The 20,790-nt window shown below is 68.1% G+C and carries 21 protein-coding genes and 1 tRNA gene; 17 read left to right on the top strand and 5 right to left on the bottom strand.

What is annotated here, in order from left to right:
* Window positions 1-53: 53 nt before the first annotated feature.
* Together ACNSN4_RS12730 and ACNSN4_RS12735 are read right to left on the bottom strand one after the other, a co-directional pair.
* Window positions 54-1,235 (bottom strand): mechanosensitive ion channel family protein, encoded by a 1,182-nt coding sequence (locus ACNSN4_RS12730; RefSeq protein ID WP_418286190.1) that lies wholly within the window; start codon window positions 1,233-1,235, stop codon window positions 54-56.
* Between the two features lie 51 nt (window positions 1,236-1,286).
* Window positions 1,287-2,642 carry a carboxylate--amine ligase gene (locus tag ACNSN4_RS12735; protein ID WP_418286191.1) on the bottom strand — a complete coding sequence of 452 codons (1,356 nt, stop codon included), beginning with the start codon at window positions 2,640-2,642 and terminating at the stop codon, window positions 1,287-1,289.
* 163 nt (window positions 2,643-2,805) lie between these two features.
* Between ACNSN4_RS12735 and ACNSN4_RS12740 the strand changes: the two genes are divergently transcribed.
* Together ACNSN4_RS12740 and ACNSN4_RS12745 are read left to right on the top strand one after the other, a co-directional pair.
* A complete protein-coding gene (locus tag ACNSN4_RS12740; RefSeq protein ID WP_418286192.1) occupies window positions 2,806-3,402 on the top strand; it encodes a DUF5813 family protein in 597 nt (198 codons plus the stop codon).
* A gap of 116 nt (window positions 3,403-3,518) precedes the next feature.
* On the top strand, window positions 3,519-3,842 hold the full coding sequence (locus ACNSN4_RS12745) for a DUF7991 family protein (protein ID WP_418286193.1): 324 nt from the start codon (window positions 3,519-3,521) through the stop codon (window positions 3,840-3,842).
* Window positions 3,843-3,857: 15 nt separating this feature from the next.
* Here the strand turns inward: ACNSN4_RS12745 and tmk are convergent, their stop codons facing one another.
* On the bottom strand, window positions 3,858-4,457 hold the full coding sequence (gene tmk, locus ACNSN4_RS12750) for a dTMP kinase (protein ID WP_418286194.1): 600 nt from the start codon (window positions 4,455-4,457) through the stop codon (window positions 3,858-3,860).
* A gap of 145 nt (window positions 4,458-4,602) precedes the next feature.
* On the opposite strand from tmk, the gene ACNSN4_RS12755 reads away from it, so the two are divergent.
* The 8 genes from ACNSN4_RS12755 to thiE all read left to right on the top strand — a co-directional run bounded on the left by ACNSN4_RS12755 (window position 4,603) and on the right by thiE (window position 12,930).
* Complete coding sequence (locus tag ACNSN4_RS12755) at window positions 4,603-5,949, top strand: hemolysin family protein (RefSeq protein ID WP_418286195.1); 1,347 nt, start codon at window positions 4,603-4,605, stop codon at window positions 5,947-5,949.
* Between the two features lie 84 nt (window positions 5,950-6,033).
* Window positions 6,034-6,903 (top strand): universal stress protein, encoded by an 870-nt coding sequence (locus tag ACNSN4_RS12760; RefSeq protein ID WP_418286196.1) that lies wholly within the window; start codon window positions 6,034-6,036, stop codon window positions 6,901-6,903.
* A gap of 118 nt (window positions 6,904-7,021) precedes the next feature.
* Window positions 7,022-7,918 (top strand): complex I NDUFA9 subunit family protein, encoded by an 897-nt coding sequence (locus ACNSN4_RS12765; RefSeq protein ID WP_418286197.1) that lies wholly within the window; start codon window positions 7,022-7,024, stop codon window positions 7,916-7,918.
* A gap of 166 nt (window positions 7,919-8,084) precedes the next feature.
* A complete protein-coding gene (locus ACNSN4_RS12770; RefSeq protein WP_418286198.1) occupies window positions 8,085-9,263 on the top strand; it encodes a tubulin/FtsZ family protein in 1,179 nt (392 codons plus the stop codon).
* A 16-nt stretch (window positions 9,264-9,279) separates the two neighbouring features.
* Window positions 9,280-9,963, top strand: a complete 684-nt coding sequence (gene cofC / locus ACNSN4_RS12775) for a 2-phospho-L-lactate guanylyltransferase (RefSeq protein ID WP_418286199.1) — start codon at window positions 9,280-9,282, stop codon at window positions 9,961-9,963.
* Between the two features lie 68 nt (window positions 9,964-10,031).
* Entirely contained in the window at window positions 10,032-11,219 is a 1,188-nt protein-coding gene (gene cofG / locus ACNSN4_RS12780) for a 7,8-didemethyl-8-hydroxy-5-deazariboflavin synthase subunit CofG (RefSeq protein WP_418286200.1), read from the top strand.
* A gap of 88 nt (window positions 11,220-11,307) precedes the next feature.
* Window positions 11,308-12,168 (top strand): mechanosensitive ion channel family protein, encoded by an 861-nt coding sequence (locus ACNSN4_RS12785; RefSeq protein WP_418286202.1) that lies wholly within the window; start codon window positions 11,308-11,310, stop codon window positions 12,166-12,168.
* 120 nt (window positions 12,169-12,288) lie between these two features.
* Window positions 12,289-12,930: a thiamine phosphate synthase gene (thiE, locus tag ACNSN4_RS12790; protein WP_418286203.1), complete on the top strand. Its 642-nt coding sequence runs from the start codon at window positions 12,289-12,291 to the stop codon at window positions 12,928-12,930.
* Window positions 12,931-12,996: 66 nt separating this feature from the next.
* On the opposite strand, the gene ACNSN4_RS12795 is transcribed toward thiE, so the two are convergent.
* Window positions 12,997-13,773 carry an SDR family oxidoreductase gene (locus tag ACNSN4_RS12795; RefSeq protein WP_418286204.1) on the bottom strand — a complete coding sequence of 259 codons (777 nt, stop codon included), beginning with the start codon at window positions 13,771-13,773 and terminating at the stop codon, window positions 12,997-12,999.
* A gap of 114 nt (window positions 13,774-13,887) precedes the next feature.
* Between ACNSN4_RS12795 and crtID the strand changes: the two genes are divergently transcribed.
* The 7 genes from crtID to moaA all read left to right on the top strand — a co-directional run bounded on the left by crtID (window position 13,888) and on the right by moaA (window position 20,438).
* Window positions 13,888-15,387 (top strand): bifunctional phytoene desaturase/3,4-desaturase, encoded by a 1,500-nt coding sequence (crtID, locus tag ACNSN4_RS12800; protein WP_418286205.1) that lies wholly within the window; start codon window positions 13,888-13,890, stop codon window positions 15,385-15,387.
* A 6-nt stretch (window positions 15,388-15,393) separates the two neighbouring features.
* Window positions 15,394-16,326 carry a prenyltransferase gene (locus ACNSN4_RS12805; RefSeq protein ID WP_418286206.1) on the top strand — a complete coding sequence of 311 codons (933 nt, stop codon included), beginning with the start codon at window positions 15,394-15,396 and terminating at the stop codon, window positions 16,324-16,326.
* Entirely contained in the window at window positions 16,323-17,222 is a 900-nt protein-coding gene (gene cruF, locus ACNSN4_RS12810) for a bisanhydrobacterioruberin hydratase (RefSeq protein ID WP_418286207.1), read from the top strand. The genes ACNSN4_RS12805 and cruF overlap by 4 nt, the downstream gene beginning before the upstream one ends.
* A 150-nt stretch (window positions 17,223-17,372) precedes the next feature.
* On the top strand, window positions 17,373-17,927 hold the full coding sequence (locus ACNSN4_RS12815; protein ID WP_418286208.1) for a hypothetical protein: 555 nt from the start codon (window positions 17,373-17,375) through the stop codon (window positions 17,925-17,927).
* A 103-nt stretch (window positions 17,928-18,030) separates the two neighbouring features.
* Window positions 18,031-18,456: a universal stress protein gene (locus tag ACNSN4_RS12820; protein WP_418286371.1), complete on the top strand. Its 426-nt coding sequence runs from the start codon at window positions 18,031-18,033 to the stop codon at window positions 18,454-18,456.
* Window positions 18,457-18,530: 74 nt separating this feature from the next.
* Entirely contained in the window at window positions 18,531-19,301 is a 771-nt protein-coding gene (locus ACNSN4_RS12825) for an MBL fold metallo-hydrolase (RefSeq protein WP_418286209.1), read from the top strand.
* A gap of 126 nt (window positions 19,302-19,427) precedes the next feature.
* Window positions 19,428-20,438: a GTP 3',8-cyclase MoaA gene (gene moaA, locus ACNSN4_RS12830; RefSeq protein ID WP_418286210.1), complete on the top strand. Its 1,011-nt coding sequence runs from the start codon at window positions 19,428-19,430 to the stop codon at window positions 20,436-20,438.
* Window positions 20,439-20,622: 184 nt separating this feature from the next.
* On the opposite strand, the gene ACNSN4_RS12835 is transcribed toward moaA, so the two are convergent.
* A tRNA-Arg gene (locus ACNSN4_RS12835) sits at window positions 20,623-20,697 on the bottom strand.
* Between the last annotated feature and the right edge of the window lie 93 nt (window positions 20,698-20,790).

A 20,790-nucleotide genomic window follows, 5' to 3' on the forward strand; every position in this document is an offset into this window, starting at 1 on the left:
TTCGAGTGGGCGACGCGGATCGCCGGATCCGCGGCGCCCCGTCGCCGCGGGTCTCAGGCCGACTCCGACGGTCGTTCGGGATCGGGGCCAGGTGAGGGGTCTGGGTCAGGTGAGGAGTCTGGGTCAGGTGAGGGGTCTGGATGGGACTCGGATACGGAATCGGTCGCGACGTGGCGCACGTTCACGTCGTGTGTCGCGTACGGAATCTCGATGCCGTGGTCCGCGAAGCGGAGATATATCTCGCGGTTGAGCCGGTGTTTGACCCGACCCATGTGCTCCGGTCGCGTCACCCAGCAGACGAGTCGATACTCCAGTGCGGAGTCGCCGAACGCGACGAACCGCGCTTTCGGCCGCGGGTTGGCCGGGACGCTCTCCTCGTCCTCGGCGATGCCGACGAGGACGGACTCCACGTGGTCGATGTCGCTGCCGTACGCCACGCCCACGTCGATCTTGAGTCGAGTCTGTCCCCGGGGCGCGGAGAGGTTGACGACGCGCTCCTCGTTGAGCATCGAGTTCGGGAGCGTGATGTCGATGTTGTCCCGGGTTCGGATCGTCGTCGATCGGATCCCGACCGCGACGACGGTCCCCGCCTCGCCGGTGTCGATCTCGAGGTAGTCGCCGATCGTGTAGGTGTCGTCGACGTACAGCGCGAGTCCGCCGAGGAAGTTTCCGACGCTCTCCTTGGCGGCGAAGCCGAGCGCGATCCCCGCGATACCGGCGGCACCGAGCAGCGGCGAGATGTCGTACTCCCACAGGAGGAGCACCGCTGCGGCGCTCCCGGCGACGACCGTGAGCGTCCAGATGTTCGAGAACACCGGCGCGAACTCGTAGGCCCGCCCGCGCTTGTCCGACGCCTTCCCCTCCTCGTTGATCTTCTTCACTAGCCGGTTAACGACCCTATTTAAGTAGAAGGCCCAGACCAACACGATGGCCGTGATCGCCGGCTTTCCCACGAACGTCGACACCTGCTCGGCGGTGAGAAACGTGTTCTGGGTCACCGACGGGACGCTCGCGAGCACGGAAAAGCCGATCAGCGAGACCGTGATAACGAGCGGGATGTGGAGGTTGTCGACGACGATCGAGTCGTAGTCGGTCGCGGTTCGGTCGGTGTATATCCGCAGGTACCGGACGACGACGAAGTTCATCACGGCTGCCGCGAGCACTGACGCGACGAGTACGAGGAGGGTGACACCGTACGGGTTCGCGACGACGGGCGCGAGCGATTCCGGGAGCATAGGTCCTCGTGGTCGGGTGTCTATATATGCTTCTCCGACTCGCCTCGTGGCTCAACAGGCGCAGTAGTAGTCGCGGTCGACGAACTCGGTCTCGAACAGCTTCGCCGCCGGCGCGGGATCCGATGGCCGATAGACGCCGGTCGTCAGCGTCGCGGTCGGCGTCGTCGGGCCACCGTCCCGCTCGAACGCGCCGGAAACCAACCGCTGCCAGTCCGCGGCCGACAGCTGGTCCCAGACGGCGTCGTCGCCCGCGAGCAGCGCGAGGTAGTCCCGGAGGTACACCCAGCGCGCGGGCTCGACTCCCGGCGATTCGTACTCGCTCTCGGTGACCGCCGCGTACGCCGCCATCGGGAGGTTCGCACCGGCCGCGACGGGCATCGAGATCCACTTCCACGGGCGCGTGTTCACGTCGAGCAGGAGGAACTCGCCGCGGTCGTTGTCGTACACGAACTCCGCCTCGCTGATCCCGTGGTATCCCGCGTCGTCGAGCACGGCGAGCGCTCGCGCCTCGATCGCGGGCTCGTCTGCCGTCTCGACCAGACACGAGGTACCGAACTGCTGCGGGTATCGGACCGCCGCGTTGCCGACCACCGCGAGCGCGTCGTCGACGCCCGAGGGCGGCACGTACGACGCCAGCGAGTGGTCTCGGCCGGTCGCGATGTCGACGCGCTTCTGGGCCATCACGGCGATCCCCGCCTCGCTCGCGGCCGCGACGACGTCCGCGAGCTCCTCGCGGTCGGCGACCTCGATCACGTTCGTGCCGAACGCCTCCTCGAAGTCGCGCTTGAGTTCCGGTTTGACGACGAGCGGGAAGCCGAGCGCGTCGGCGGCCTCCTCGACCGTGGCATCCGGGTCCGCGCCCGCAGTCGAGGCGTCCGCGGTCTCCGCCAGCCGATAGGTCTCGGGATACGGGACGTCCAGCGCCTCGCAGGTCGCGTACAGCGCCGACTTGTTCAACACGTCGTCGAGGGTGTCTATTCCGGAATACGGGCGTCGAACGCCGTCGGGCTCGGCCTCCGCGTACGCGAGCGCCCACTCGTCCATACAGCCGAACGCGACCGCTTCGGTCCCGGCCGCGTCGACGATCGCCTCCACGTCCTCGCGGAACCCGTCGAGGTCGTCGAGCGGGTACGTCACCGCGCCCGCGAAGTCGACCGCGTCGGACGGGGGTGCGAGCCCGTCGTGTCGTCTGGTTTCGTCGGCGTCTGCGCTCGCGTCTCCCGCACCCTCGCCCACGGCCTCGTCGGCTCGGTCGAGCGCGATGACGGGGACGCCGTGGGCGTCGAGCGCGCGAGCGACGCCGAGCCCGGTCACGTGGGCGTTGCTGACGAGGGCTGGCGGACGGTCGAAGTCGGCGTCTGCGAGCCGATCGATAAGCGCCGCGGTCGAGAGAAACTGCTCGGCCATGTTCCCTCTCGCCGGGCGAGGTACAAAGGCGCACCAGTACCGGCCCCGTGTGCCACTACCGGTGACGGTGCCCTTCACGGCCGCAGGGAGACGCCGTGACGACCGTGCGAGGAACCGCTCACGACGCAACGCGTTTTTACTCGCGTGGCGCCTTCGATCGGGTATGACTGAGACAGAGACGGAGACCGACCTTCCCGGTCGCGTCCGGCGCGCCTTCGCGGACCACGGCTCTTTCGAGCCCGCGGGTGGTGACGGAGCGACCGCCTCCGGTGATAGAGCGACCGCCTCCGACGGGCGAGCGGCCGCCTCGGCATCGAGCGACGGTGTCGACGCCGCGTGGACCGTCGAAACGACGCCGTTCGACGCCGAGGTGCGCGCAGAGCCGGCGGGGGACGGTCGAACGCGTTTTGCCGTCACCGTTCGAGTGCCGACCCTCTCCGCGGTGACGGTCGACGATGTCGCGGACGTGGTGGAGGAGGGCTGGGCGGAGACGTTCGAGCTCCGCGTCGTCGACGTCGGCGGGGTCGTCCGCGGCGACCACGACTTCGACCCGCTCGTCGCGATCGGTGACGAGGAGATCCGCGTCGAGTTCGAGCTGACCGACATCAACGAGCGCCGCGGCGTCGACGACGCCGGTGCGCTCGTCACCTTCGTCGAGGGGACGTACGTCCAAGGCGTGATCCCCGGATACGAGTACACGGAGCCCGTCACCGGGCTGCTCTCGTCGGCCCGTCAACAGGGCAACGACGGGGCGTTCTGATTCTGTACCCCTGAGCGCCCCGCCGCCCCGACCACTCCGCTGTGCCGAGCGCCCCGCCGCCCCGACCACTCCGCCGCGGCCGATAGGGGCAAATGGCGGGAGCCCGTACCCGAGGTATGCTCGCGCTGTTCGGGTTCGTCAGCCTCCTCGCGCTCGTGGCGTTCCACACGCTTCTCGCCGGTGTGACGACCCGATTCTTTCGACTCCGACTCTCGACTTCGTGGGGTGCGGTCGTGTACACGATCGTCTTGACGCCGATGCTGCTGCTCGTCTCGACGCTGTTTTTCACCGGCGTCTTAAACGTCGGCGCCGGCGTCAACCTCGGCAGTCCGACGATCGTCCTCAGCCTGCTCGTCGCGCTCCCGCTCGTTCTCGGCGCCGCGATCGACTACCTCTACGTCCCGTCACCAGACGAGTACGAGCTGCCGGACACGCAGTAAGGCCGCCGATGACGCCTACGCGGAACCCTCTGCGAGATCGGCGACGAGCTCCTCGACGCGCGCGATGACTTCCTCCGGCGATCGCGTGGCGTCGACGCGACGGAAGCGGCCGGGCTCCGCGTCGATCAGGCGCTCGTAGTTCGCCTGGACGTCGGCGAGGTAGCCGTCCTGCTCGAACTTGTTCGTTCGTCCCGCCCGCTCGGCGGCGGTCCGCGCGTCCAGATCGAGGTAGATCGTCGCGTCAGGCGGCCGCGAGAAGGCGGCGTGGATCCCCCGTATATACTCCAGCGGGCGCTCGATGTCGACGTCGCTCGACGCGAGCGTCGCCGCCTGGTACGCGAACCGGGAGTCGGAGTAGCGGTCCGAGATCACGAGTTCGCCGTCGGCGAGCGCGGGCCGGACCGTTCCGGAGAGGTGGTCGGCGTGGTCGGCGGTCAGTAAGAACAGCTCCGCCAGCGGGTCGGCGTCGTCGGCCGCGATCGACCGCGCCACCGCCTCGCCGTACCAGCTATCGGTCGGCTCGCGGGTGAACGTCGCGTCGGGACACGCGTCGTGGAGCGCCTCCCACACGGTCGTCTTGCCGCTCCCGTCGAGCCCCTCCAGCGTGATCAGCATGCTCCGCGCTCCGAGGCGGCGAGGAATAAACGGCGCGGGTTCCGACGGACCCCTTTTTAGTGGCTCCGCGTCGAACCGCTGGCATGGTCGCCGATACCCGTCACACCCGCCTCACCCGTCGCGCTCACCCCCCGCGGAGGCGCCGATGATAGACGTCGCGATCTCCGCCACCCGGGTGGTCGCGGCGCTCGTGTTAGTCGTGTTGAACGGCTTCTTCGTCGCCTCCGAGTTCGCGTTCGTCCGCGTCCGCTCCACCTCGGTCGAGCAGCTCGTCGAGGAGGGACGCCGCGGTTCGGGAGCGCTGCAAGACGTGATGGAGAACCTCGACGACTACCTCGCGGCGACGCAGCTCGGGATCACGATCGCGTCGCTCGGGCTCGGGTGGATCGGCGAGCCCGCGGTCGCCGCGCTGATCGAGCCGGTGATCGGACCGCTGCTCCCCGCGAACGTCGTCCACCTCGTCGCGTTCGCGATCGCGTTCAGTATCATCACGTTCCTCCACGTCGTGTTCGGGGAGCTGGCGCCGAAGACGATCGCCATCGCGCAGGCCGAGCGCGTCGCGATGCTGTTGGCGCCGCCGATGAAGCTCTCATACTACCTGTTCGCGCCCGGCATCGTCGTGTTCAACGGCGCGGCGAACGCCTTCACGCGAGCGATCGGGGTCCCGCCCGCGTCGGAGACAGACGAGACGATGGAGGAACGGGAGATCCGACGCGTGCTCGCGCGCTCCGGCGAGGCCGGACACGTCGACGACGCGGAAGTCGAGATGATAGAGGGCGTGTTCGAGTTGGACGACACGACCGTTCGCGAGGTGATGGTCCCCCGACCGGACGTGGTGAGCCTCCGCGCCGACCTCGCGCTCCCCGCGATCCGGGAGACGGTGCTCGACGCGGAGCACACGCGATACCCGGTCGTCGCGGACGCGGACGGCGACCGCGTGGTCGGGTTCGTCGACGTGAAAGACGTGCTGCGCGCCGGCACGGAGGGCGACGAGTCGGTCACCGCAGACGACCTCGCTCGCGACGTACTTGTGGTCCCGGAGACCACGTCGATCGGCGACCTCATCGTCCAGTTCCGCGACGAACGCAGCCAGATGGCCGCAGTCGTCGACGAGTGGGGGACCTTCGAGGGGATCGCCACCGTCGAGGACGCCGTCGAGGCGCTCGTCGGCGACCTCCGCGACGAGTTCGACGCGGACGGCGTCGAACACACCATTCGGTCGATCGGCACGGGAGTTCACGAGGCCGACGGCTCCGTCTCGCTCTCAGTCGTCAACGACGCGCTCGGGACCGATTTCAAGCGGAACGGCTACGAGACGCTCGGTGGGTTCGTGTTTGACCGGCTCGGCCGCACCCCGGAGGTCGGGGACGTGGTCACGACCGACGAACACGTCTTCGAGGTGACGGCCGTCGACGGCGCCCGGATCTCGACGGTTCGAATCGAGGAGACCGATCGGCTCGACAACGACCCCGACGAGGAGGACGACGCCTGAGCCCGGGTCGCTCTGTGTTAACGGGTTGGCCGCCGGCGCGAACCGTGGTCGCCTTTTTTGTCTACACCCCGCGACCGTGGGCACATGCTCGACCGCATTCTGTTCCCGACCGACGGTAGCGACGGTGCGAGCGCCGCGTTCGACCACGTCCTCGATCTCGCGGCCGACTACGATGCGACCGTCCACGTTCTCAACGTCGCCGACACGACTCACGACAGCGTCACCCGTCTCGGGAGCGAGGTCGTCGACGTGCTCGAACGCGAGGGGAGACAGATCGTCGAGTCGACCGCGGAGCGCGCCGCCGACCGAGGCGTCGAGACGGTGACCGACGTGTTTCAGGGCGGCATCGCCGAGACGATCACCGCGTACGCCGAGGAGTACGGGACGGACCTCATCGCCATGTCGACCCGCGGACAGACGGGGCTCGATCGCCTCTTTCTCGGAAGCACCACCGAGCGGGTCGTCCGAAGGTCGACGGTTCCGGTGCTTAGTATCGGCTCCGACGGCGCTCCGGCGCGGTATCCCTATCGGAACATCCTCGTGCCGACGGACGGGAGCGAACGGGCAGGGGATGCACTCGATCGGGCGGCGGCCCTCGCCGAACACGCCGGTGCGACGGTCCACGCCCTCTCCGTCGTGGACGTCGGACTCATCGGGGGCGAGGGGTATTCGGGTGTGACCGCGTTAGTCGAAGGGGCAGAGGAGACGGTCGCAGCGGCGGCGACGACCGCCGAGGCCGCGGGTGTCGACGCGGTCGAGACGGTCGCGGTCGAGTCGTCTGCGGCTCGCGGGATTCGGTCATACATCGCCGACAACGAGATCGATCTCGTCGTCATGGGGACCCAAGGTCGGACCGGGGTCGAGCGGTACTTGCTCGGGAGCGTCGCCGAGCGCACCATTCGCACGTCTCCGGTGCCGGTGTTGACGGTCCCCGATCCCGACGGTGGGGTCTGAGATCGGCCGTCGCCTCCCCGGACCCTCGCCTTCCCGAACCCTCGCCGTCCCGAACCCTCGCCGTCCCCCCGTCAGACATCACGGTAGATTTACGGGCGTTCCGTGCGACGTGAGGTGCATGAAAGTGTTGGTAGCCGGCGGAACAGGATTCATCGGGTCGTACCTCTGTCGTGCGCTCGCGGCGGCCGATAACGAGGTGACGGCGCTCTCGCGATCCCCGAGCGAGACGCCGGATGGCGTCGACTCGGCGGTCGGGGACGTCACGGACTACGACTCGATCTCCGGGGTCGTCGAGGGACAGGACGCGGTGGTGAACCTCGTCGCGCTCTCTCCGCTGTTCGAGCCGAAGGGCGGGAACGTCATGCACGACCGGATCCACCGCGGCGGCACCGAGAACCTCGTCCGGGCTGCCGAAGGGGGCGGCGTCGAGCGGTTCGTTCAGCTGAGCGCGCTCGGCGCGGACCCTGACGGCACCACCGCCTACATCCGCGCGAAGGGGCAGGCGGAGGCGATCGTCCGCGAGAGCGACCTCGACTGGACGATTTTCCGCCCCTCCGTCGTCTTCGGTGAGGGCGGCGAGTTCGTCTCGTTCACCAAGCGACTGAAGAAGATGTTCGCGCCCGGTATCCCGCTGTACCCGCTTCCCGGTGGCGGGAAGACGCGTTTCCAGCCGATCCACGTCGAGGACCTCGTCCCGATGCTGGTCGCGGCGCTGGAGGACGACGACCACGTCGGCGGGACCTACGAGATCGGCGGCCCTGAGACGCTCACGCTGCGGCAGGTAACGGACCTCGTGTACGCGGCCGAGCGCAAGGGCGTCACCATCGTTCCGCTGCCGATGCCGCTCGCCAAGATCGGGCTCACCGTGCTCGGGGCGGTTCCCGGCTTCCCGATGGGACCGGACCAGTACCGTTCGTTACAGTTCGACAACACGACGACCGACAACGACATCGCCGCGTTCGGCGTGGAAGAATCGGAACTGACCACGCTCGCGGCGCATCTCGGTGTCGAATAACCGTAGCGATCGCCGGACTGGGCGGCGGTGAATCGGCGTTCTCGCCGCGGTCGTCGCGACGGTCAGCGTTCGTGTCACCGAACGGGATATCACGGCTGGTAACGGCAACCGAAGGTTTAAGTACAGCATAACGTTCTCTTCATTTCAAAGGCGGAGGGAGCACACGATGAAACTTGCAATGATCGGATTCGGACAGGCGGGGGGAAAAGTCGTCGACAAATTCCTGGAGTACGACAAGCGGACGGGGTCGGAGATCGTCCGCGCAGCCGCGGCGGTCAACACGGCGAAAGCCGATCTCATGGGCCTCGAACATATCACCGAGGACCAGCGCGTACTCATCGGCCAGTCGCGGGTGAAAGGCCACGGCGTCGGCGCTGACAACGAGCTCGGCGCGGAGATCGCCGAGGAGGACATGGACGAGGTGCAGGGCGCCATCGACTCGATTCCGGTCCACGAGGTGGACGCGTTCCTCGTCGTCGCCGGGCTGGGCGGCGGCACGGGCTCCGGCGGCGCGCCGGTGCTCGCGAAACACCTCAAGCGGATCTACACCGAGCCGGTGTACGGGCTGGGCATCCTGCCGGGCAGCGACGAGGGGGGTATTTACACCCTCAACGCGGCCCGGTCGTTCCAGACGTTCGTCCGCGAGGTGGACAACCTGATGGTGTTCGACAACGACTCGTGGCGCAAGACCGGTGAGTCCGTCCAGGGCGGCTACGCCGATATCAACGAGGAGATCGTCCGACGGTTCGGTATCCTCTTCGGCGCCGGCGAGATCCAGCAGGGCCAGGAAGTCGCCGAGAGCGTCGTCGACTCCTCGGAGATCATCAACACGCTCTCCGGCGGCGGCGTCTCGACCGTCGGCTACGCCGAGGAGGAAGTCGAGGAGCGAACCTCGGGCGGCCTCCTCTCGCGGCTCCGTAACGACGACGGCGGCGACGAGCTCGACAGCGCACACACCACGAACCGGATCACGAGCCTCGTCCGCAAGGCGGCGCTCGGCCGACTCACCCTTCCGTGCGAGATCGAGGGCGCCGAGCGCGCCCTGCTCGTGCTCGCTGGACCGCCGGAGTACCTCAATCGGAAGGGTATCGAGCGCGGTCGCAAGTGGCTCGAAGAGCAGACCGGATCGATGGAAGTTCGGGGCGGGGACTACCCCTACCGCGGCGCCGGCTTCGTCGCGACGGTGATCCTGCTCGCGGGCGTCACGAACGTCCCGCGGATCAAGGAGCTTCAGCAGGTCGCCATCGAAGCCCAGGACAACTTAGACGAGATCCGCGAGGAGAGCGAAGAGAACCTCGACGACCTCGTCAACGAAGAGAGCGACGAGCTGGAGTCCCTGTTCTAATCTCGTCCTCCCGCCGATGGAGGTGATCGTTCCGTTTTCGACCGAGCGTCCCAAGTCCCGACTCTCAGACGTGCTCGGCCCGGACGAGCGCGCGGCGTTCGCACGGGCGATGCTTCGCGACGTCGTCGACGCGATCGACGAGGCGGGCGGCGAGCCGCGGGTGCTCGCAACCGGGCCGGTCGCCGGCGATCTCGACCGGCCCGTGACTATCGACGACCGACCGTTGACGACCGCGGTCAACGCGGCTCTCGACGAGCGGCTGACCGGCGCGGGAGGCACGGAAGCGCCCGACACGAACGTGTCACACTCGGTCGCGATCGCCATGGCGGATCTCGCGCTCGCGACGCCCGCAGTCCTGCGAGAGCTGCTCGCGGCGGGCTCGGACGCCGACGTCGCCATCGCGCCCGGCCGCGGCGGCGGGACGAACGCGCTCGTCGTCTCACACCCCGCGTTTCGGGTCGACTACCACGGCGCGTCCTACCTCGATCACCGGCGTATCGCCGACGGACTGGGCGCGGACGTTCGCGTCGTCGACTCCCATCGACTCGCGACCGACGTGGACGAGCCGTCGGACCTCGCAGAGCTCCTGATCCACGACGAGGCGGACGAGGGCACCGAAACGAGGGCCGCGCGCTGGCTCCGCGAGGCCGGGTTCGAACTCGACGCGACCGGCGGGCGGGTCGGCGTCGTACGGGAGTGATCCCGTTCCCTTCCCGAACTGGATCCGCGACCGCGACCCTTTTTGAGTCCGGCCCGTGAGTGAGAGTCGTGTTCACGGCGGCCGACGAGTACGGGATCGATCTCGCGATCGACGCCGACCGCGTCGAGCGACTGCTGTCGGTGACTCCCGACGCCGTCGAGCCCGCCGAGGGGCTCACGTTCGCCCGCAACGTCTTCGTCCCGCTGACGACCGCCTGCCGGTACACCTGCACGTACTGCACCTACTACGACGTCCCCGGTGAGGCGTCGCTGCTCTCGCCCGCGGAGGTCCGCGAGCGGTGTCGCGTCGGCGCCGACGCCGGCTGCACGGAGGCGCTGTTCACCTTCGGCGACGAGCCGGACGACCGGTACACCGCGATTCACGAGACCCTCGACGAGTGGGGGTTCGACTCGATCCACGAGTACCTCTACCGCGCCTGCGAGATCGCCTTGGACGAGGGGCTCTTGCCGCACTCGAACCCCGGCGATCTCACCGAGGAACAGTTCGCCGCCCTCCGCGGGGTAAACGCCTCGATGGGCGTCATGCTGGAGACGACCGCCGACGTCGACGCCCACAGCGGCGGTCGCCGGAAGACGCCCGGCCAGCGGCTCAACACGATCCGCGCGGCCGGGCGACAGGGCGTGCCGTTCACTACCGGCATCTTAGTCGGAATCGGCGAGGACTGGCGGGACCGCGCCGAGAGCCTCCTCGCGATCCGCGAGCTCCACGAGCGACACGACCACGTCCAGGAGGTGATCGTACAGAACGTCGTCCCGAACGAGCGGTCGGACTTCCCGAAGCCGGACCTCGACACGATGCGTCGCGTCGTCGCGATGGCGCGGGCTGCGCTCCCGCCCGAGGTGTCGGTACAGGTGCCGCCGAACCTCTCGCCGGCGGCCGACCTCGTCGGCTGCGGCATCGACGACCTCGGCGGCGTCTCCCCCGTGACGGACGACTACATCAACCCGGAGTACGCGTGGCCCGACCTCGACGGACTCCGGGCGGTCGCCGACGCCGGCGGAATGCCGCTCCGCGAGCGACTCCCGACGTACGCTCGGTACCTCCCGGACGAGCTACGCCCGGCGGGCGTCGAGCCCGCCTCGCAGCCGACGAACCGGGAGGCGTGGCTCCCGCCCGCGGTCTCCGATCGGATTCGTGGCGGAGACGTTCACGGGCGGCGTCTGCGCGCGGTCGCGCGAGGCGACGGACCCCTGGACCCGCGCCCCTCCGGTCGACGGCCGTCAAGCGCTCGTTGATCGCGGCACGCGAGCGAGGAGTCGCCACGTCGGCAATGCTCAACTCTCCCAACAGACTCTTTAAATATACTACCGAACATGCGTGACGATGGTACCACTACAGTTCGGGCTGCCAGGACTCGCGGCAGCGGCTACCGGAATTCTGTTCACCGTGCTCCTGTTCGTGCTCGGATTTGTCGGCGTACTGCTGATCGGAAAGTATCTGTTCGTACCGGCGGTCAGACGGACCGTCGAATCGCGTGGATTCGACGAGGCCGTCAAGAGCCTCGGCACGAGCGTCGCGAACGCCGTGGTCTGGGTCGCCGCGGTGGCGATCGGATTCACGATCGCCGGATACGGCGCGTTTCTCTCTGCGTTCGCCGTCTTCGGCGGCGCGATCGCCCTCGCGATCGGCTTCGCGGCACAGGACCTGCTCGGGAACTTCGTCGCCGGCGTCTTCATCTTGAAGGACAAGCCGTTCGAGGTCGGCGACTGGATCGAGTGGGACGGGAACGCCGGGCGCGTCGAGGACATCGACCTGCGCGTCTCGCGGGTCCGAACCTTCGACAACGAGCGGGTCACGGTGCCGAACGGCGACCTCGCGAACAACGCGGTCACCAACCCGGTCGCCTACGAGACGCTCCGCCAGAAGTTCGTCTTCGGAATTGGCTACGACGACGACATCGCCGAGGCGACGGACATCATCGTGGAACAGGCGGAGGAACACGAGGCGATCCTCGACGATCCGGCCCCCTCGGTCCGACTCGTCGAACTCGGCGACTCCGACGTGGGGCTCCAGTCGCGCTGGTGGATCGCGGACCCCGATCGCGGTGACTTCGTCCGGGTGCGCTCCGAGTACGTCACCGAGGTCAAGGAGGCGTTCGACGAGGCCGGAATCGACATCCCGTACGTCCACCGACAGCTCACCGGGAGCGTCGAGGTCATCGAGTCGGTCGCGGCCGACGAGTAACGCGAGAGCGAGCGTCGGGTTCACGCTTTAATTATCGCCGCGGGCGACCGCGGGCTCAGTCACGATCGACCGCTGTCGCCGACGGAACCTCTTTTTGTCCACCATCCAAAGATACCACTCATGAATCCCCGTGAGTGGCGGACGTACCTCGTGACACAGGAGAGCCGGTCGGCGGGACGAGAGACGGCGGCGGTCGTCGAGGCGGCGCTCGACGGCGGCGTCGACGTCGTCCAGCTCCGTGAGAAGGAAGCGAGCGCCCGCGACCGGTATCGGCTCGGGGGGCGGCTCCGCGAGCTGACGGCCGCGGCCGACGTGCCGCTGATCGTCAACGACCGGATCGATTTGGCGGCGGCCGTCGACGCCGACGGAGTACATCTCGGACAAACTGACCTCCCGCCGAGAGTCGCCCGCAAGCAACTCGGCGACGGGGCGATCGTCGGCGTCTCGGCGTCGACGATCGAGGCGGCTCGGGCCGCCGAACGAGCAGGCGCGGACTACCTCGGCGTCGGTGCGGTGTACGGTACCGATTCGAAGGACGTAGAGGGCGACCGCGACGGGATCGGCACGGACCGGGTGCGGGCGGTCGCGGAGGCGGTCGAGGTTCCAGTGATCGGTATCGGCGGGATCGATGCCGACAACGCAGAGCCGGTCGTCGCGGCCGGAGCCGCTGGTGTGGCGGTCATCTCGGCGATCACGGCGGCGGCGGATCCGCGCGCCGCGACCGAAGCGCTACGGGCGGCCGTCGCCGCCGCGGAGCCGTGAGTCGGCGCCGGGCTGTCGGCTACAGAGAAGCAAGCCGAGTGCCTCGGGGCGTGACCCCGAGACGGGTCACCGAGTCGCCTGCTTCCACTCCCGGAGGCCGATCCGCTCACCGTTCAGGTCCTCGGCGGGTGCCTCGGTGGCGGCCCAGACGAACAGCGGCGCGACGCTCTCCGGATTGCGAGCGCGCTCCATGCCGGTGAGGTCGGTCGCGACCAGCCCCGGGTCGACGACGCCGACGGTCGCGTCGAGATCGGCCGCGAACCCGCGAGCGACCGCCTCGGCCGCGGCCTTCGACACCGCGTACGCGCCCATTCCGGGCTTCGACTCGTGGGCCACGGATCCGGACGGGACCACGACGCGGGCGTCGTCCGCGAGGTGCGGGACCGCCTCGGTGACCGTCGCGAAGACGCCGCGGGCGTTCGTCCGCATCGTGTCGTCGTAGTCGGCGTACGAGAGGTCGGTCGTCGGACTCTCCCCCGGGCCGCCGTGGAACACCGCGGCGTTCGCGAACACGACGTCGATCGGTCCGGCCTCGCGGGCGACCCGCTCGAAAAATCGTTCGAGATCGAACTCGTCGCGGACGTCGACGCGGGCGCCCCACGCGGTCCCGGCGGGCGACGAGCCGTCGCCTGCGTCGTCGGTCTCGCCGCCGCCGTTACCGTTGCCACCGTCGTTGCCTTCGCTGGTATCGCCGGTCTCACCGTTCAGATCCGCGACGGTCTCGTCGACCGCGACGCCGTCACGGCCGGAAACGGCGACGAACGCCCCCTCGTCGACGAACGCCTCGGCAACCGCTCGCCCGATCCCGCTCGTTGCGCCGGTGATCGCGACCGTCAGATCCATGTGTCGGGCCGTAGGAGCGGCGACGACTTAGTGGTACTCACTACGGGCGATTACGTCGGCCGGTTCGACCGCGTCTGGCCGGTATTTATACGGACGCCGACCGTAGGATCGCGTATGGACGTGGCCCCGGACATCGACGCCGTGGCCGGTGAATCCGTCGTGGTGATCGGCGGCGGGTTCGGCGGCCTCTCGACAGCCTGTTACCTCGCGGACGCCGGCGCGAACGTCACCCTCCTCGAAAAGAACGAGCAGCTCGGGGGACGCGCGAGTCGCCTCGAAGCGGACGGGTTCCGATTCGACATGGGCCCGTCGTGGTACCTCATGCCCGACGTGTTCGAGCGCTTCTTCGGCCACTTCGGACGCTCGCCGGACGAGTTCTACGAGCTGGAGCGGCTCGACCCGCACTACCGGGTGTTCTGGAAGGACGGCGATCAGGTGGACGTGCTCCCAGACCACGAGTCGAACAAGGCGCTGTTCGAGGAGTACGAGCCCGGCGCGGGCGAGGCGTTCGAGGACTACCTGGAGGAGTCGGAACGCACCTACGATATCGGAATGGAACACTTCGTATACGAGGACCGCCCTCGGCTCCGCGATTACGTCGACCGAGACGTGCTCCGGTACTCGTGGGGACTCTCGCTCCTCGGGAAGATGCAGGGACACGTCGAGGACTACTTCGACCACCCGAAGCTCCAGCAGCTGATGCAGTACACGCTCGTCTTCCTCGGCGGGTCGCCGACGAACACCCCGGCGCTGTACAACCTGATGAGCCACGTCGATTACAACATGGGCGTCTACTACCCGAAGGGGGGAATCGGTGCCGTCGTCGACGGGATCGTCGAGCTGGGCGCTGACCTCGGCGTCGAGTACGTCACGGACGCCGAGGTGACCGGTATCGAGGGTCGGCAGGGGGCCTTCGCCGTCGACACCGCGGGCGGCGACCGCTACCTCGCGGACCTGGTCGTCTCGGACGCCGACTACGCACACACGGAGCAGGAACTCCTGCCGCGACACAAGCGCCAGTACACCGAGGAGTACTGGGAGTCGCGGACGTACGCGCCCTCGGCGTTCCTGTTGTACCTCGGCGTCGAGGGCGACGTACCCGAGTTGGAACACCACACGCTCGTCCTGCCGACCGACTGGAGCCCGCACTTCGAGACGATCTTCGACGACCCGGCGTGGCCCGACGACCCCGCGTACTACCTCTGTGTGCCTTCCGAGACCGATGACACGGTCGCGCCGGACGGACACAGCAACCTCTTCGCGTTGGTCCCCATCGCGCCCGGGCTGGAGGACACGCCCGAGATTCGCGAGGCGTATCGCGATTCCCTGCTCGACGACATCGCGGAGAACACGGGAACCGACCTCCGCGACCGTATCGTCTTCGAGGAGACGTTCTGCGTGAACGACTTCGCCGACCGCTACAACAGCTACCAGGGGAGCGCCTTGGGGCTCGCACACACGCTCCGGCAGACCTCGCTGCTCCGGCCGCCGCACCGGTCGGAGGCGGTCGACGGGCTCTACTTCACCGGCTCGACGACGACCCCGGGAATCGGCGTTCCGATGTGTCTGATAAGCGGCCAGCTGACCGCGGAGTCGATCTCGAACACCGTCTGACACGCCGTGACCCAAACCGACCGATCCACGACGGGAGCACAGTCCGACCAGCCGTCGGCGGATGACGGACAGACCGAACGGCGCTCGGCGGGCGACCACCTCCGATACCTGCTGGTGCTGTCGCGGCCGCGCTTCTGGCTGTACCTCGCAGGTCCCGTCGCCGTCGGCGTCACGTACGGGATCGGCGACGTGAGCGAGTTGTTCACGCCGACGACGGTCGCGCTCGCCGCCTACTTTCTCGTCCCGGCGAACGTGTTCCTCTACGGCGTCAACGACGCCTTCGACGCCGATATCGACGAGCTGAACCCGAAAAAGGCGGATCGAGAAGCGCGCTGGCAGGGCGACCGGATCGTCGCGCTCGCCGTGCTCGCGTCGGCCGCCGCGGGCCTCGCCACGTTCGCGATCACCCCGCGGGTCGCGTGGCCGTACCTGATCGGGTTCCTCGTGCTCTCCGTCGGGTACAGCGCCCCGCCGCTCCGATTTAAGACCACCCCGTTTCTCGACTCGGTTTCGAACGGGCTGTACGTCCTTCCCGGTGCGGCCGCCTACGCGACGGTGGCGGGGGCGCATCCGCCGGTCGCGGCGCTCGTCGGCGCGTGGCTGTGGACGATGGGGATGCACACGTTCTCCGCGATCCCGGACATCGAGCCCGACCGGGCCGCCGGGATCCGGACGACCGCGACGGTACTCGGCGAGCCCCGGACCTACGCGTACTGTCTCCTCGCGTGGACCGCGGCCGCGGCCGCGTTCGCCGCGGTCGACGTCCGACTCGGCGCCGCGCTCGGCGTGTATCCGGTCTTCGTGACGTGGGTCGCCCTCTCGTCGGTCGACGTCGGTCGAGCGTACTGGTGGTTCCCGGCGGTGAACACGGTCGTCGGCACGCTCATGGCGATGGGCGGACTCTGGCGGGTGTACCCGATCACGGAGGTGCTCGCGTGAGCGACGACGGACCGGCTCCCGACGGGGGATCACCCGCTGACACCGCGACGCGGAGCGACGCGCTTCGCGCTCGACTGCCCGCGACTCGACGCGAGACGGAACTGCTCTTGGACCGGCTCGTTCGCGAGAACCGGTTCACGATCGCCGTGTTGTTCCCCGTCATCGGCGCGATCACGCTGGTCGGGAGCGCTGAGGGGTGGGTTCCCGACCCGCTCGCGTTCAACCCGTGGTTCGTGCTGTTCGGGGTGTTGGTGATGCGGTCGCCGCTCGTCGTCGGCGTGCTGCCCGCGATCGACCGCCGGGCGATCGGCTGGATCGGGGTGTTGATCGCGTACACCTACGCCATCGAGCTGGTCGGCGTCACGACCGGCTGGCCGTACGGAAGCTTCGAGTACACGGTGAGTCTCGGGCCGATGATCGGCGGCGTACCGGCCGCGTTGCCCGTCTTTTTCATCCCGCTCGTGATGAACGCGTACCTGCTCTGCGTGCTGCTCCTCGGGCCGCGCGCGTCGAACGGCTGGCTCCGTCTCCTGACGGTGATCCCGGCGGTCGTGGCGATGGACGTCGTGTTGGATCCCGGCGCGGTCGCGATAGGGTTCTGGAACTTCGGCGGCGGCGCCTTCTACGGCGTTCCGCTGTCGAACTACGCCGGGTGGGTGCTGTCGGCTGCGGTCGCCGTCGTGACGCTCGACCGCGCCTTCGAGCTGTCCGGGCTCCGCGAGCGCCTGACAAACTGCGAGTTCATGCTCGACGACATGGTGAGCTTCGTGATCCTCTGGGGCGGGATCAACCTCTGGTACGGAAACCTCGTCCCGGTCGCCGTCGCGGTCGCGTTCGGGATCGGTCTCGTCCGAACGGACCGGTTCGATGCGGGATTGTTCAACCCGTTCCGGTGAGACGAACAACCGACTCGCACGATCCGTACGACCCGTACGACCCGCCGGTATCGCCTCGCGATCCGACTCGGTACCGCTTATATACGACCCCTCCGTAGCTGTACGTATGCGCGCTTTCGCCACCGCTGCGGTCGGTCCGGAGGGGGATGAATGAGCCTGGCGATCGAGTACCGAAACCACGAGCGAGTCCGCGAGATCGTCGACCGGCTGACCTACTGCACCGAGCACGTAAGCGTCACGTTCGACGATTGGGACGAGCCGCACGTCAAGGGTCCCGGCCTGTACTTCGCGGTCGTCGCCGACCGGGAATACGGCGCCTACGCCGACGCCATGGGCGACAACCGATGGCCCCGTGAGAGCTGTTCCTCCGTGTTCACGGAGGACGGATTTATCGACGCGATCGAGACGGTGAGCGTCGAGCAGGACGGGGGCGTCGTGGTCGCCGTCGACGGTGAAATCGAGGCGCAGATGGTCCGGTTCCGCGACCTCGGCACGCGAAGCGACGAGAAAGAACTCGTCAACGGCGTGGAGTACGAGCCGTGGATGGGATCGCGTCACATGAGCGCGATCGAGACCTCCGTCCGACCGGAAGTCGTCGCGACGGTGACACTGAGCGAGGAGACGGGCCGCGTGAGCGTCTTCCGTGACGGCGAAGCGGAGTCGATGACGCGGGACGAGCTGGGCGGCCCTTGGCGCGCGGAGTGAGGCGCCCGACGTCTTCGCGCGGCGGCCGGTCCGGACGGCCGCCGTTCCCGTCCGCCGACCACGAGGCCCCATCGTTATGGGGGTCCCCGTCGAACGACTGCGCATGTACGACGACGTGCTTGTGCCGACTGACGGCAGCGAGGCGGTCGACCGCGCCCTCGACCACGCCCTTCGACTGGCGAGCGACCACGACGCGACGATTCACGCCTTGTACGTGGTTGATAGGCGAATCGCGACGGCGAACTCCGGGGAGCTCCACGACGAGATCGTCGCCGACCTCGAATCGCAGGGCGAAGCGGCTGTCGCGGCCGTCGCGGCGCGCGCCGAAGCGGACGGCCTTTCCGTCGAAACCCACGTCGTGAGCGGCACCCCGGACACGGAGATCGTCTCGTACGCCGACGAACGCGGGATCGACGTCATCGTGATGAGCCCGGAGGGGAAGTCGCCGCGCGAGCGGATCCAGTCGCTCGGAAGCGTCTCGGACCGGGTCGCCGACGACGCGACGGTTCCGGTGTTCCTGATAAAATAACGTACCGCCCCCGTTCCCGACGGCGCGGTCGCCGCTCCGTGCCAATTAGGTAGCTACGCGCTCGTCCCACGACCATGCAACTCACCGTTCTCGGCTCGGGCAGCGCCATGGCGGTGCCCGACCGCGTGCAGGCAGGGTATCTCCTCGAAGCCGACGGCCGGTCGCTGCTCGTCGACTGCGGCAGCGGCGTCCTCCAGCGGCTCGCGGGTACCGACCCGGGATACGAGGGCGTCTCGACCGTTCTCCTCACGCATCACCATCTCGACCACGTCGCGGCGCTGCTCCCGCTCGTCAAGGCCCGGTGGCTCGCCGGGGAGGAGCATCTCGAAATCGTCGGCCCGACCGGGACGAAGTCGCTCGTCGACGGGCTGCTCGACGTACACGACTACATCGACGGCCGGATCGATCTCGCGATCCGGGAGGTGTCGGCGGCGCGCGAGTTCTCGGCGGGCGGATTCGACGTGGCGGCCCGCGAGACGCGACACTCGATGGACGGACTCGCGTACCGGTTCGCGCCGCCGGACGCCGACGACCTCGGTCCGGCGGACGGACCGCTCACGCTCTCGGGCGATACCGAGGCGTTTGCCGGGATGGCCGCTTTCGCCGACGGGAGCGAGGTGCTCGTCCACGACTGCTCGTTCCCGGACGGGGTCGACGTCTCGAACCATCCGAATCCCACGACGCTCGGCGAGTCGCTGGCGGGCGTCGACGTCGATCGGCTCCTCCTCTCGCACCTCTACCCGCACACCGGCGGTCGAGAGCGCGAGATGGCCGAGAGCGTCCGCGCGGCCGGATTCGGCGGGACCGTCGAAGTCGCGAGCGACGGCCTGCGCCTCGAGGTGTGATCCGTCGCGATCGAGTCGGCGGACCGATCCGGATCGATCTCCGTCGCCGCAACCGTAACCGTAACACGTTACGACAGGTCACGATCGACCCGGATATTTAAGCGGTCGTAGTGGCTTGCTCCGGTTATGAACGGGCCGCTCGCTGACGACTTCGGACGGGAAGTGACGGGGGTGCGGATCTCGCTCACTGACCGGTGTAACTTCGACTGCATCTACTGTCACAACGAGGGGTTGGGCGACACGCGGGGGCCGATGGAGCCGAGCGAGTCGGAGATGAGCGCGGACGACGTGGTCCGATTTCTGGAGGTCGTGGAGGGATACGGCGTCGACTCGGTGAAGTTCACGGGCGGCGAGCCCATGCTCCGACAGGACTTAGAAGAGATCATCGAGCGCACGCCCGACTCGATGGAGGTGTCGATGACGACGAACGGGACGTTCCTCCCCGGACGCGCCGAGGACCTGAAGGCCGCCGGGCTCGACCGGGTGAACGTCTCGCAGGACGCGCTCGACCCCGACGACTTCGCGGAGGTGACGAAGTCGGGCGCGTACGAGCAGGTGTTAGAGGGCGTCAAGGCCGCCGTCGACGCCGGGCTCGATCCCGTGAAGCTCAACATGGTCGTGTTCACGCACACCGCGGGGTACGTCGAGGAGATGGTCGAGCACGTCGCCGACAACGAGGGGCTGCAGCTCCAGCTCATCCAGTACATGCCGGAGCTGACCGGGAAGCCGGAGTGGAACATCGACATCGGGCGGGTCCACGACTGGCTCGCGGACATCTCTCACCGCGTCGAGCACCGGGAGATGCACGACCGCAAGCGGTACTTCGTGGGCGGGGAAAGTGACGAAGACGGCGACGGCGGCGGTATGGTCGAGATCGTCGATCCCGTCGAGAACGAGGACTTCTGCGCGAACTGCGGCCGCGTCCGCGTCACCCACGAGGGGTATTTAAAGGGCTGTCTCAACCGCAACGACGACCTCCGGTCGATGGGCGAGATGACTCGCGACGAGATCGCCGAGACGTTCGAGGCGGTCGTCGCGAACCGCGTCCCCTACTACGGCGAGTACCTGATCGAGAACGACGAGGGCGAGTACGAGATCAACGAGGAGTATCTCGGGACGCCGAGTGCGGCGGACTGAGAGTGCGTCACTCGCGAGTGGTCGACGAGAAGGGCTGAAAAAGGTAAACAAGACGGTTAGGATCCCCGCGAGCGACCGAATGGAGCGAGCACGATGGGATTCGAACTCGATGGCGAGACTCGTTTCACTCGTCTCGCGTAGTTCGAATCCCTGTGTCGTCACTCCTCGCTTCGCTCGGAGATGACGAGCACGATGGGATTCGAACCCACGACCATCGGATTAGAAGTCCGACGCTCTATCCTGGCTGAGCTACGTGCCCTCACTCCCACCTCAACCACCCAGTGCCAAAAACGCCGACGGTTCGCATCGGCACCGTTGCCCCACCTCCCAACAGCAGACCTAAGTCTGCCAC

The organism is Halorubrum marinum, assembly GCF_048381195.1.
Lineage (GTDB): Archaea > Halobacteriota > Halobacteria > Halobacteriales > Haloferacaceae > Halorubrum.

Excerpts from the sequence above, each read along its gene's own strand:
- ACNSN4_RS12730 (WP_418286190.1), bottom strand. The coding sequence starts at position 1,235 with ATGCTCCCGGAATCGCTCGCGCCCGTCGTCGCGAACCCGTACGGTGTC.
- ACNSN4_RS12735 (WP_418286191.1), bottom strand. The coding sequence starts at position 2,642 with ATGGCCGAGCAGTTTCTCTCGACCGCGGCGCTTATCGATCGGCTCGCA.
- ACNSN4_RS12740 (WP_418286192.1), top strand. The coding sequence starts at position 2,806 with ATGACTGAGACAGAGACGGAGACCGACCTTCCCGGTCGCGTCCGGCGC.
- ACNSN4_RS12745 (WP_418286193.1), top strand. The coding sequence starts at position 3,519 with ATGCTCGCGCTGTTCGGGTTCGTCAGCCTCCTCGCGCTCGTGGCGTTC.
- tmk (WP_418286194.1), bottom strand. The coding sequence starts at position 4,457 with ATGCTGATCACGCTGGAGGGGCTCGACGGGAGCGGCAAGACGACCGTG.
- ACNSN4_RS12755 (WP_418286195.1), top strand. The coding sequence starts at position 4,603 with ATGATAGACGTCGCGATCTCCGCCACCCGGGTGGTCGCGGCGCTCGTG.
- ACNSN4_RS12760 (WP_418286196.1), top strand. The coding sequence starts at position 6,034 with ATGCTCGACCGCATTCTGTTCCCGACCGACGGTAGCGACGGTGCGAGC.
- ACNSN4_RS12765 (WP_418286197.1), top strand. The coding sequence starts at position 7,022 with ATGAAAGTGTTGGTAGCCGGCGGAACAGGATTCATCGGGTCGTACCTC.
- ACNSN4_RS12770 (WP_418286198.1), top strand. The coding sequence starts at position 8,085 with ATGAAACTTGCAATGATCGGATTCGGACAGGCGGGGGGAAAAGTCGTC.
- cofC (WP_418286199.1), top strand. The coding sequence starts at position 9,280 with ATGGAGGTGATCGTTCCGTTTTCGACCGAGCGTCCCAAGTCCCGACTC.
- ACNSN4_RS12785 (WP_418286202.1), top strand. The coding sequence starts at position 11,308 with ATGGTACCACTACAGTTCGGGCTGCCAGGACTCGCGGCAGCGGCTACC.
- thiE (WP_418286203.1), top strand. The coding sequence starts at position 12,289 with ATGAATCCCCGTGAGTGGCGGACGTACCTCGTGACACAGGAGAGCCGG.
- ACNSN4_RS12795 (WP_418286204.1), bottom strand. The coding sequence starts at position 13,773 with ATGGATCTGACGGTCGCGATCACCGGCGCAACGAGCGGGATCGGGCGA.
- crtID (WP_418286205.1), top strand. The coding sequence starts at position 13,888 with ATGGACGTGGCCCCGGACATCGACGCCGTGGCCGGTGAATCCGTCGTG.
- ACNSN4_RS12815 (WP_418286208.1), top strand. The coding sequence starts at position 17,373 with ATGAGCCTGGCGATCGAGTACCGAAACCACGAGCGAGTCCGCGAGATC.
- ACNSN4_RS12820 (WP_418286371.1), top strand. The coding sequence starts at position 18,031 with ATGTACGACGACGTGCTTGTGCCGACTGACGGCAGCGAGGCGGTCGAC.
- ACNSN4_RS12825 (WP_418286209.1), top strand. The coding sequence starts at position 18,531 with ATGCAACTCACCGTTCTCGGCTCGGGCAGCGCCATGGCGGTGCCCGAC.
- moaA (WP_418286210.1), top strand. The coding sequence starts at position 19,428 with ATGAACGGGCCGCTCGCTGACGACTTCGGACGGGAAGTGACGGGGGTG.